Genomic DNA, 13,997 nt, shown 5'->3' with positions numbered 1-13,997 from the left:
GACCTTCCTCGTATCGTCTCAATCTGGGGAAATGACCAAGAATACCGCGAAAAATCTGCCAAAGCCTTTGCCATCTTGCTTCATCTCATGAGAGGGACTCCTTATATCTACCAAGGTGAGGAAATTGGGATGACCAACTATCCGTTTGAAACACTGGACCAAGTAGAAGATATTGAATCCCTCAACTATGCGCGTGAGGCTCTTGAAAAAGGCGTTCCGATGGAAGAAATCATGGACAGTATCCGTGTCATTGGACGTGACAATGCCCGTACCCCTATGCAATGGGACGAGAGCAAAAATGCTGGTTTCTCAACAGGTCAGCCTTGGTTGGCAGTCAATCCAAACTATCAAGCAATTAATGTTCAAGAAGCGCTGGCAAATCCAGATTCTATTTTCTATACCTATCAGAAACTGGTTCAAATCCGTAAGGAAAATAGCTGGCTGATTTTAGCTGACTTTGAACTCTTGGAAACAACTGACAAGGTCTTCGCCTATATCCGTAAAGATGGGGACCGTCGTTTCCTAGTTGTGGCTAACTTGTCCAATGAAGAGCAAGACTTGACCGTAGAAGGAAACGTCAAATCGGTCTTGATTGAAAACACCGCGGTTCAAGAAGTTTTTGAAAAACAAATCTTGGCTCCATGGGATGCTTTCTGTGTGGAATTGACTGACTAAAAAGTTAGAGAACAACTCAAAATTAAAAAGCTAGAGTTCCGCAATTGGAAATCTCTAGCTTTTTTGTGGCTGAGAACTATTTTGTCTCAGGTTCTTTTTTTGGAGATAAGGGACTATTGTTCCAGACTCTTTTTATTTTGTGACAATTTCCCCCTATATCTCAGAGCATGGTTTTGCCAAAATTAAGAAAAAATTAGCAATTTTCCTAGCTTTCCTATTGCTTTATCTGCCAATATTTGTTATATTAAAAGTGTAATTATTTTTTATTTAATGATGTAAGTGTTACACTTTTTAGACAGAAAGGAGTATTTTTTTGAACAGCAGATGTAAACGCTTACGTATATAGTGAAAGGATTTAGGACTTAATGGATAAAGGATTGTTTGAAAAACGTTGTACATACAGTATTCGTAAATTTGCACTAGGTGCTGCTTCAGTTATGATTGGGGCTAGTTTTTTTGCTACTGCTCCAGTAATGGCTAACACACCAACAGTTGGCTCAACAGATAATTTGCCAAGTGAACTGGCTGATTTGGATAAAAAAGCGAGCGATAATGGGCGAGAGTTCGATAAGGAAGCTGCAGTAGCAAATCCAGGTTCTGCTGAAACAACAGATGGACCAAAAACTGAAGAAGAGTTATTAGCTCTTGAAAAGAAAAACAAAGAAACTACTGAGAAATTGCCGAAAGAATTGGAAGGCAAACTTGAAAAAGCTACTGATAATGGCAAAGAGGTAAATAAAGAACAATTAGCACAAGATACTGGCAGTCTAGTTCCTGACGATGTTGCCAAAACAAAAAATGGAGAGTTGAACTATGGCGCTACTGTTAAGATTAAGACTCCATCAGGAGAAGGTAGTGGTATTGTCATTGGCAAGGATCTTGTTTTGACTGTTTCTCATAATTTTATCAAGGATCAACAAGATGGAAATATCCGTAAGGTTGTGGATAATGACAAAGGGGATGGCGATATTTTTAGTATCTCTTACCCTGGTTTAGATGATGTAAAATTTAGTAAAAAAGATGTGATTCACTGGGATCGAGATGGCTATCTAAAGGGTTATAAGAATGATTTAGCTCTTGTAAGATTGCGTACAGTTCTTGAAAATGCTCCTGTAGAAGTTACTGAAAAGCCAGTTGTTAAGAAAGTTGGGGATAAAGTCAATATGTTTGGCTATCCTGCTGGTAAGTTGGCGCCAGTTATTAACACTGCTGTGGATTTTGCTGAATCTTATGGTGAAGGAGTCCAAGGAGTTGGTTACCAAGGTGGACAACCAGGTGCTAGCGGTGGCGGTATCTTTGACACGGATGGTAAATTGATTGGGGTTCATCAAAATGGTGTGGTTGGAGTCCGTAGTGGAGGAATCCTTTTCTCTCCAGCTCAATTAAAATGGATCCAAGATCATATTAAGGGAATCTCTAGTTCAAAACCAGCGAATTTAGAGGAAACTGAAAAACCAGTTGAAGAAAAGCCAAAAGCAGATAAGCCGAAAGAAGAAAAACCAGCGACAGATAAGCCAGAGACACCAAAGGAAGTCACTCCTGAATGGCAAACTGTAGCAAGAAAAGAACAGCAAGGGACTGTAGCCATTCGTGAGGAAAATGGTGTTCGATACAATAAGTTGTCTTCAACAGATCAAAATGACAATGCCAGCAAACCAGCCTTGTTTGAAAAACAAGGATTGACTGTGGATGCAAACGGTAATGCGAATGTAGATCTTACTTTCAAAGAAGAATCTGAAACAGGCAAATCACGTTTTGGTGTCTTCTTGAAATTTAAAGATACAAACAATAATGTCTTTGTTGGATATGATAAATCAGGTTGGTTCTGGGAATACAAGACACCAGGTAATAGCACATGGTATCAGGGTGGTCGTGTTGCAGCTCCAGTAAATGGCTCAGTGAATCATCTGACTATTAGTTTAAAATCAGATGGTCAGCTGAATGCAACAAATAATGATGTAAAACTTTTTGATACGGTTACTTTGCCAGCTGCTGTTAATGAAAATCTTAAAAATGAAAAGAAAATCTTACTTAAAGCTGGTACATATGGTACTGAAAAGACAGTTGTAAATATTAAGACTGACAATCAAGACGGAGTTCAAGCTACTGAAGCTACTGCTGAAAAAGAAACTGGTGCGGTGGTAGATGATAGTGAAGTGACTTATGATACCATCCAGTCTAAAGTCCTAAAAGCAGTGATTGACCAAGCTTTTCCACGTGTCAAGGAATATACGCTGAATGGGCATACTTTACCTGGACAGGTTCAACAACTTAAGAAAATCTTAGTAAACAATCACGAAATTACACCTGAAGTCACCTATAAGAAGATCAATGATACTACTGCAGAGTACTTGATGAAGCTTCGTGATGAGAAGAATTTCATCAATTCAGATATGACCGTACGTTTGCAAGTTGTGGACAATCAATTGCACTTTGATGTAACCAAGATTGTCAACCACAACCAAGTTACTCCAGGTCAGAAGATTGATGATGAAAGAAAACTTCTCTCCTCTATCAATTTCTTAGGGAACTCACTTGTGTCGGTTTCAAGCGACCAAGCTGGGGCTAAGTTTGATGGGGCAACAATGTCAAACAACACTCATATCAGTGGAGATGATCATATTGCTGTAACCAATCCAATGAAAGATTTGGCTAAGGGTTACATGTATGGTTTTGTTTCTACAGATAAGCTTGCTGCAGGTGTCTGGAGCAATTCTCAAAACAGCTACGGTGGCGGTTCGAATGACTGGACTCGTTTGACAGCATTCAAACAAACTATTGGAAATACAAACTATGTGGGAATTCAAAGCTCTGAATGGCAATGGGAAAAAGCATATAAGGGTATTGTTTTCCCAGAATATACTAAGGAACTTCCAAGTGCCAAGGTTGTGATCACTGAAGATGCCAATGCGGATAGTAAAGTCGACTGGCAGGATGGAGCCATTGCTTATCGTAGTATCATGAACAACCCTCAAGGTTGGGAAAAAGTTAAGGATATCACAGCATATCGTATCGCGATGAACTTTGGTTCTCAAGCACAAAACCCATTCCTTATGACCTTGGATGGTATCAAGAAGATCAATCTCCATACAGATGGTCTTGGACAAGGTGTTCTCCTTAAAGGTTATGGTAGTGAAGGTCATGACTCTGGTCACTTGAACTATGCTGATATTGGTAAACGCATTGGTGGTGTCGAAGACTTCAAGGCTTTGATTGAGAAAGCGAAGAAATATGGAGCTCATCTAGGTATCCACGTCAACGCTTCTGAAACTTATCCTGAGTCTAAATACTTTAACGAAAATATTCTTCGTAAGAATCCAGATGGAAGCTACAGCTATGGTTGGAACTGGCTAGATCAAGGTATTAACATTGATGCTGCTTATGATTTGGCGCATGGTCGCTTAGCTCGTTGGGAAGAATTGAAAAACAAACTTGGTGAAGGTCTTGACTTTATCTATGTGGACGTTTGGGGCAATGGTCAATCAGGTGATAATGGTGCCTGGGCTACCCACGTTCTTGCTAAAGAAATTAACAAACAAGGCTGGCGCTTTGCGATCGAGTGGGGTCATGGTGGTGAATACGACTCGACATTCCAACACTGGGCAGCTGACTTGACCTATGGTGGCTATACTAATAAAGGTATCAACAGTGCCATTACGCGCTTTATCCGTAACCACCAAAAAGATTCTTGGGTTGGGGATTACAGAAGTTACGGTGGTGCAGCCAACTATCCACTTCTAGGTGGTTACAGCATGAAAGACTTTGAAGGTTGGCAAGGAAGAAGTGACTACAATGGCTATGTAACTAACTTGTTTGCTCATGACGTCATGACCAAGTATTTCCAACACTTTGCTGTAAGCAAGTGGGAAAATGGTACACCAGTCACTATGTCTGATAACGGTAGCACCTATAAATGGACTCCAGAAATGCGAGTGGAATTGGTAGATGCTGATAATAACAAAGTTGTTGTGACTCGTAAGTCAAATGATGTCAATAGCCCGCAATACCGTGAACGTACAGTGACTCTCAATGGACGTGTCATTCAAGATGGTTCAGCTTACTTGACTCCTTGGAACTGGGATGCAAATGGTAAGAAACTTCCTGCTGATAAGGAAAAAATGTACTACTTCAATACGCAAGCTGGTGCAACAACTTGGACACTTCCTAGTGATTGGGCAAAAAGCAAGGTTTACCTTTATAAGCTAACTGACCAAGGTAAGACTGAAGAACAGGAAGTAGCTGTGAAAGATGGTAAGATTACCCTTGACCTTACTGCAAATCAACCATATGTTCTCTACCGTTCAAAACAAACCAATCCTGAAATGTCATGGAGTGAGGGTATGCATATCTATGACCAAGGATTTAACAGTGGAACTTTGAAACACTGGACTATTTCTGGTGATGCTTCTAAGGCAGAAATTGTCAAATCACAAGGCGCAAATGAAATGCTTCGTATCCAAGGTAATAAGAGCACAGTGAGCCTTACTCAGAAACTGACTGGTTTGAAACCAAATACTAAGTATGCTGTTTATGTCGGTGTTGATAACCGCAGTAATGCTAAAGCAAGTATCACAGTGAATACTGGTGAAAAAGAAGTGACTAGCTATACCAATAAGTCACTAGCTCTTAACTATGTTAAGGCCTATGCTCATAATACTCGTCGTGACAATGCTACAGTTGACGATACAAGTTACTTCCAAAACATGTATGCCTTCTTTACAACAGGTTCAGATGTATCAAATGTCACTCTTACTTTGAGTCGTGAAGCTGGTGATGAAGCAACTTACTTTGATGAAATTCGTACCTTTGAAAACAATTCAAGTATGTACGGAGATAATCATGATACAGGTAAAGGAACATTTAAACAAGACTTCGAAAATGTTGCTCAAGGTATCTTCCCATTTGTAATTGGTGGTATCGAAGGAGTGGAGGATAATCGCACTCACTTATCTGAAAAACATGATCCATATACACAACGTGATTGGAATGGTAAGAAAGTCGATGATGTTATCGAAGGCAATTGGTCATTGAAGACAAATGGACTAGTGAGCCGTCGTAACTTGGTTTACCAAACAATCCCTCAAAACTTCCGTTTTGAAGCTGGTAAGACTTATCGTGTAACCTTTGAATACGAAGTAGGCTCTGACAATACCTATGCCTTTGTAGTTGGTAAGGGAGAATTCCAGTCAGGTCGTCGTGGTAATCAAGCAAGTAATTTGGAAATGCATGAATTGCCAAATACTTGGACAGATTCTAAGAAAGCTAAGAAGGTAACCTTCCTCGTAACAGGTGCAGAAACAGGCGATACTTGGGTGGGTATCTACTCAACTGGTAACGCAAGCAATACTCGTGGAGATTCTGGTGGAAATGCGAACTTCCGTGGTTACAATGACTTCATCATGGATAAACTTCAAATCGAGGAAATCACGTTAACTGGTAAGATGTTGACAGAAAATGCTCTGAAGAATTACTTGCCAACAGTTGCTATGACTAACTATACTAAGGAATCTATGGATGCCTTGAAGGAAGCTGTCTTTAACCTCAGTCAAGCAGATGATGATATCAGTGTCGAAGAAGCACGTGCAGAGATTGCCAAGATTGAAGCCTTGAAGAATGCCTTGGTTCAAAAGAAAACAGCCTTGGTAGCAGAAGACTTTGAAAGTTTGGATGCGCCTGCCCAACCAGGTGAAGGTCTTGAGAATGCCTTTGATGGAAATCTATCTAGCCTATGGCATACATCTTGGAATGGTGGAGACGTAGGCAAGTTTGCAACCATGGTCTTGAAAGAACCAACTGAAATCACAGGACTTCGCTATGTTCCACGTGGTTCAGGTTCAAATGGTAACTTGAGAGATGTGAAACTCGTTGTAACAGATGAGTCTGGCAAGGAGCACACTTTCACTGCGACGGACTGGCCTGATAACAATAAGCCAAAAGACATTAACTTTGGTAAGACAATCAAGGCTAAGAAAATCGTCCTTACGGGAACAAAGACTTACGGAGACGGTGGAGATAAATACCAATCTGCAGCGGAACTCATCTTTACCCGTCCACAGGTAGCAGAGACACCGCTTGACTTGTCAGGATATGAAGCAGCTTTAGCTAAGGCTCAAAAATTGACAGACAAAGAAAATCAAGAGGAAGTGGCTGGAGTTCAGGCGAGCATGAAATATGCGACGGATAACCATCTCTTGACGGAAAGAATGGTGAAATACTTTGCAGATTATCTCAATCAATTACAAGATAAGGCTGCTAAACCAGACGCTCCTACAAGCAGCAAGGGCGAAGAGCAACCTCCAGTTCTTGAAGTTCCTGAATTTAAGGGAGGTGTCAATGCGGTAGAAGCTTTGGTAAACGAAAAGCCAGCCTACACAGGACTATTGGCTACAGCAGGTGATCAAGCAGCACCAACTATTGAAAAACCTGAGTATCAGATTAGTCAATTGGGCCAAGGAAAACTTACAGAATCTAAAACTTCAGTTTCAACAGAAGATCAGAAGAGATTGCCGGAAACAGGAGAAAGCCAATCTGATACAGCTATCTTCCTAGCTAGCGTCGGTCTTGCCTTATCAGCTGCTGTACTTGCAACAAAACGTAAAGAAAATTAAAGAAGACTGGATTTTAGAGTTTACTGGAACTAGAATTTAGACAGAAATAACTTAGTTGGAGAGAACCTCTAGGTTCTCTCCATTTTTAAATTGGAAATGAGACCGCTTACTGTAATAAGTGGATGAAAGGAATAGGATAAAGATGGATAGACATTTTTTTGAAAGACGCTGTCACTATAGTATTCGAAAATTTGCAATTGGTGCAGCCTCTGTAATGATCGGTGCTAGTATCTTTGGTGCAAATGTAGTGCAGGCTGCTGAGACAGTTGGAACACCTGAGAAAGAAGGAACTATCACACAAGCTCAGCCCCTAGATAAGTTGCCGGACGATTTAGCAGCTGTTTTAAAGAAAGCTGAATCAGAAGCAACGGCAGATGCAGGACATGAAGAAAATCATGAAAATACTGCAGCAACTGAAGAAACAAGCCCAGCAACAACTCCAACAGCTCCCAAACCAGCTGAGACTCTGAAGCCGATTGAAACACCAAAAGCAGATTCTAAACCTGTAGAACCAGCTACACCTACAATCAAACCAGTTGAAAATCAAATTGAAGATAGAGAAGATCGTAACCACTTAGAAGGTGTCACTGTCCAAGCAAACGACTCAGAAACTGGAACTCCTTTTACTGCTGACAAGGCAGTAGATGGGGATCCTGATACTCGTTGGGCAACAAATCCAAATATTAACAAACCAACTTTCGAATTAACTCTTCCCAAGACTACACTTATTAGACATGTGGAAATTGATTGGGATCGTCGCGTTCGCAATGGTCAAAATGATCCAAATATCAAATCTTGGAGCCTCTACTATGCAGGTCAAGATGATGTAAATGCTAGTGGAGAAAAACAATGGAAGCTAGCTCATACCAAGACTGGAGAACCTGTTTTAGATGAGAAAGTTGACTTAGCCAATAGTATTCAAGCTAAATATCTCAAGTTAGAAATCAATGACTATCAAGCGGGTACAATGGGCTGGAGAAACGCTGGGATTCAAGAAATTCGGGCTTATTCAAATATCCCTGATCCAACTAAAGTGACAGATATTCGCCAAGTTACGGAATTGACAGTCGCTAAGGATGGACAATCTTTAGTACTTCCATCTTTACCAGGAAAAGTTAGCCTCATCGGAAGCAATAAGCAAGGTGTTATCGATCTTCAAAATCATATCTATAAACCTCTGACTGATCAACGAGTGAAAGTTATGGTGGAGCAAGTCCAAGATTCTCATACTTTTACTAAGGAGTTTGAAGTTCTAATCAAGGGTGTCCATCAGGATGAAGGAGTAGGAGTTAAACCTAAAGTAGCTCCAGCTGTTCAACAATGGTATGGAAAAGAAGGACAATCGTCTATCACGTCAGATACTGTCCTTGCGACAGGAGATTCTGGTTTTGATCAGGCAGCAACTTTCTATCAATCAGATTTGGCTAGTCGAGGTTTAGAACTTGCAGCAGGTGATAAACAAGCTCAGAAAAGAATCGAATTTAAGAAGGTTGAAAACAAGGGGTATGGTAAGGAAGGTTATGGCATCACTATCCAAGATGGTGTCATTACCATCGAAGCTGCAACGAACACAGGTGCCTTCTATGCTACTCGTACTCTTCTTCAAATGGGGGAAAGCAATCTCCAAAATGGAGAAATTCGTGATTTCCCAAGCTTCAGCCACCGTGGCTTTATGCTAGATACAGGTCGTAAATTTATTCCTTATGACACTCTTGTAGACATCATGCTCAACATGGCTTACTACAAGATGAACGACTTGCAGTTGCACCTCAACGATAACTATATCTTCCTAAAGGAACACTTGGCAGGTAAGAACTTAACACAAGAAGAAGAGCTTAAGTATGTTCTAGAACATGCTAAGACAGGTTTCCGTGTAGAGACAGATATTGTCGGTAAGAATGGTCAAAAATTAACATCAGATGAGTACTATACTAAAGAAGAGATGCAAAATCTGATTAAACTTGCTAAGGCCTTGCATATCAATCTAGTTCCAGAAATTGACACACCAGGTCATGCTCTGTCATTTGTCAAAGTTCGCCCTGACCTCATGTATCAAGGTAGCCTGAGCGATTACAGAGGTAAACATAACGTAGAGCGCGTAGCTATGCTCGATCTAGATAATAAATACGATGAAACGCTGGCTTTTGTCAAATCAGTTTATGACAAACTTCTTGATGGTCCAGATGCACCACTTCATGGGGTATCTACTGTTCATATCGGAACAGATGAATACTACGGAAGCAGAGAAAGCTATCGTCGTTATGTCAATGACCTTATTAAATACATTAAAGGAAAAGGATATACACCTCGTATTTGGGGATCGCTCAGTGCGAAACGAGGTAAAACAGCGGTTGATTGGAAAGATGTAGAAGTTGATATCTGGAGTATTGGCTGGCAGCAACCAAAAGAAGCTATTGCTCAGGGAGCTAAGATTATTAATATCACAGATATCCCAACATATAGCGTTCCGAATGGAGATAATCGTCAAGCTGCTTATGGTGATTATGCTAACTATGAAACTCAATACAATGGTTGGACACCAAACGATTTCAGAACTGGTCATGGCCCGCTACTAGAAGCTTCTAATCCAAACATCCTTGGAGGTGGTCACGCAGTTTGGAATGACAATATTGATCTTCATGAGACAGGTTTGACATCTTATGATATCTTTAAACGCTTCTTTAAGAGCATGCAAACAACTGCAGAACGCACTTGGGGATCTGACCGTGCGGCTGCGACCTTTGCAGAACGTATCCTACCAGCGAGCCCTTATGCGCCACAGTCAAATCCTGACAGAGCGATTGATCAAAGTGATTTGTTTACTATCAATCCTGAAACAGTGAAAAACTATGCAAGTAAGAAAGTAAAAGCATCTGATCAAGGCTTAGCATTTGACAAAGACAGTAGTATCGAAGGATTAGCTGGTGATGTTGGTCCAAGTCATGTCTTGAAGTTTGATGTAACTGTCACTGGAGACGGTGAACAAACCTTCTCAACAAGTGGAGACAACCGTATCTATCTAGCTGATAAAGACGGCTATCTTGCTTATCAATTTGAACAGTTCCATATCCAGTTCAAGAAAAAACTTGAAAAGAATAAACGTTATCAAATCTCTATCGTGACCAAACCACAAACAACGGAATTATATGTGGATGGTGAGAAGATTGAACGTATCGCAAATCCAGCTCACCCTCGCTTTGCCTACAATAGCTTGGTACTACCGCTTGAAAGCATCGGTGGTTTCAAAGGAATCTTGCATAGTGCAGAGTTGTCAGATAAACCATTTGTAAATCCTCGTTTGATTCAAACAAATCATTTCACAGTTTCTGCAACTAGTCAAGAAACACCAGGAACAGCGACTGAAGGCACTGTTGAAAAAGCCTTTGACAATGATCCAAATACCTTCTGGCATACTAAATGGACTGGTGATACTGCTCCGTACACTCTTTCCATGACCTTGAAAGAAGCAGAAAAAGTCAATGGTTTGACTTATCTTCCACGTCCAGGTGGTGGAAATGGGGTCGTGACTCGCTACGAAATCTACGCACAAAAAGATGGCCAAATGGTCAAGGTTTCAGAAGGAAGCTGGGACAACAACGCTCAAGAAAAAACAGTTAACTTTGCGGCGGTTCATACCAACAAGATTGAGTTGAAAGTTCTATCAGGTGTTGGGGGCTTTGCAAGTGCAGCTGAAGTTCATCTATTGAAACCCATCAAAGAGGGACAAGAAACACCAGAACCAGAACAACCATCTACACCTGAAACTCCAGAAGTAGATCAAACAGGTGATGGAACAGTTGAATTGGCAGATCAATTCACTGCAAGTAAACCAGCTAGCGAAGACAGCATTGCAGCTGCCAGCAAGAGCGCAGACTATCTCAAGAAAGAGTACAAGGTCTTCCCAACTCCACAAAAAGTGACTTATGGAGAAGGAGTCACAGCTCTTCGTAAGCAAGTCAATCTAGTAATGGGGGATCAACTCGATATCTATACTCGCAACCGCTTGAAGAGTGTCTTGCAGGACAATCAAGTATCCTATACTACTAGTAAATCAGCAGTTGCTGGCGCAACTAATATCTATCTTGGAGTGCATGGACAAGGTTCACAAGCAGAACAAAACATGTCCAAGGTTTCAGCAGGACTATTTGACAAGATTGATGCCTATGCCTTGACCATCAAAGATAACTCGATTTCCATCGTCGGAAAAGATACAGATGCAGTCTTCTATGGTTTGACAACCTTGAAACACATGCTCAAGGAAAGCCAAGTGCCAGTCCTACGCAATGTGACAGTGGAAGATTACGCTGAAATCAAGAACCGTGGTTTCATCGAAGGTTACTATGGAAATCCATGGTCTAATGCAGATCGTGCTGAACTCATGCGTTTTGGTGGCGATTTGAAATTGACCCAATACTTCTTCGCACCAAAAGATGATCCATATCACAACAAGAAATGGCGTGAACTATACCCAGAAGAAAAACTAGCTGAAATTCGTGAACTTGCTCGCGTCGGAAATCAAAGTAAAACTCGCTATGTCTGGACCATTCATCCATTCATGAACAACCGTATCCGCTTTGGTAATGAAGCGCATTACCAAGAAGATTTGGCAACCATCAAGGCCAAATTTACTCAGTTGATGAAAGTGGGTGTCCGTGAATTTGGTATTCTAGCCGATGATGCACCAAGCCCAGTTGGAGGCTATAATAGCTACAACCGCTTGATGCAGGATATGACCAACTGGTTGACAGAAATGCAAGGAACTTATAGCGGTCTTCGCAAAGAAATGATCTTTGTTCCAGGTCAGTATTGGGGTAATGGACGTGAAGCAGAGTTGAAATCTCTAAATGAAAATCTCCCAAGTTCAACATCTATGACCTTGACGGGTGGTAAGATTTGGGGTGAAGTTTCTGAAGGTTTCTTATCAACTCTCAAGAACAATCTAACTGCAGGTGGTAAAACTTATCGTCCAGTATCACTTTGGGTGAACTGGCCAGTTACAGATAACTCTAAACAACACTTGATTCTAGGTGGTGGTGAAAAATTCCTTCATCCGAATGTAGATCCAAGCTTGCTATCCGGTATCATGTTGAACCCAATGCAACAGTCTGAACCATCTAAGATTGCCCTCTTTGCTGGAGCTCAATATACATGGAAACAGTGGAAATCAGAAGAAGAAGCTAAGAAACTCAATGACATTGCCTTCAACTTTGTTGAAAATGGTCATTTTGAAGATAGCAAGGTATCAGCAGCTTTCCGCGAACTCGGTAAGCACATGATCAACCAAAACATGGATGGTCGTGTAGTAAAACTTGAAGAATCAGTTGAATTAGCTCCAAAATTGACAGACTTCATGACTAAGCTCAAAGCGGGTCAGGATGTAACTGCAGAGCGTGTAGCCTTGCGTGCAGAATTTACCAAGATTAAAGAAGCAGCTGAAGTTTATAAAGCTTCTGGTGATCCAAAAATGGTTAACCAAATTCACTATTGGTTGGATAATACAATTGATCAAATGAAAGCTTTAGACGCCTTCCTTACAGGAACAGAAGCGATGTCGTCAAATGATGCAGCTAAACTTTGGGACAGTTATTATAAAGGTTTGAAATTATACGAACAGTCTCAAACTCATACTTTCCATTATGTAGACCATCTTGAAAAGGCTGAGTTGGGTGTACAACATATCCGTCCATTCATCCTTTCCTTGAAAGAAGTTCTTGCTTCTGAAGTTCAAAAAGTATTGTATCCAGATCAAATCATTAGTAATTTCATTACTAATAGAACAGGTGTCGAAGGTGGTCTGGCAGAAGTAACAGATGGTGACCTAGCAACACATGCCCTCAGTAAATCACCAAATAGTATCAAGACAGGTGACTACATTGGTATGAAGTTCAACAAGCCAGTTGCCATTCAAAATTTGACCTTCGCCATGGGAACTCAAGCAAATCCTCGTGATACATTTAGTAAAGCTGAAGTTCAGTATCAAGATGAAAAAGATAATTGGATAACTTTGAAAGAACCAGCATATGTTGGTAATGAGTCACTTGTTCAGTTTGAAAATCTTAATATCAAAGCTAAAGCAGTACGTATGATTGCTACAGAAGATCGTGATGACACCTGGTTTGCAGTTCGCGAGATTGCAGTAAATCGTCCAGTAGAGAACGCTCGTAAACAACAAACTGCTACAATTAGCCTCAGCTCAAATCTAGTTTATAAATTGAGAACATCAGCAAGTCAAATTACTGATGGTAAAGATAATACAGAAGCTATGATAGCAAATGCTGATGGTAGCAACACTACACCAGTTGATGCTTGGGCTCAACTTGATCTGGGTGAAGTTAAGCCAGTGACAAAAGTTCGTCTTCGCCAAGGTTCAGGAGATAAATTAACTTCAGGTGTACTTGAATACTCTACTGATGGAAAAACATGGCAAGAATTGGATAGTTTAACAGGTGAGCAAACTAAGGAAGTCACAAGAACTATTAACGCTCGTTATGTCCGAGTACGTAATACCAAAGCTATCGATCTCTGGTGGCGCATTGCAGATTTCTCTGTTGAAACACGTTCTGGAAATACTGAATTAACAGATACTAATGTTGATGCTTTCAAAGAAACACCAGTATTTGATAGCCTAGGACGTTATGATCTTCAGATCCCATCTGGTACAAAACTTCCTGCAAATAGTTATTTGGGAATGAAACTGGACCGAATCCATCAAGT

At 40.7% G+C, this 13,997-nt stretch carries 3 protein-coding genes; all 3 read left to right on the top strand.

Annotated features, from left to right (window positions below):
* The coding region (locus tag B7692_RS07140) for an alpha-amylase family glycosyl hydrolase (protein WP_192855488.1) at nt 1-675 on the top strand (675 nt) is incomplete at its 5' end.
* Nucleotides 676-1,040: 365 nt separating this feature from the next.
* A complete protein-coding gene (locus B7692_RS07135) occupies nt 1,041-7,283 on the top strand; it encodes a SpGH101 family endo-alpha-N-acetylgalactosaminidase (protein ID WP_084930319.1) in 6,243 nt (2,080 codons plus the stop codon).
* A gap of 142 nt (nt 7,284-7,425) precedes the next feature.
* A partial coding sequence (locus tag B7692_RS07130) for a beta-N-acetylglucosaminidase domain-containing protein (protein WP_084930318.1) occupies nt 7,426-13,997 on the top strand: 6,572 nt, incomplete at its 3' end.

Origin of the sequence: Streptococcus mitis (assembly GCF_002096925.1) — a bacterium.
GTDB lineage: Bacteria > Bacillota > Bacilli > Lactobacillales > Streptococcaceae > Streptococcus > Streptococcus mitis_AF.
The sequence above is the reverse complement of the archived record's forward strand: the minus strand, read 5'-3'. Positions and strand labels throughout refer to the sequence as shown.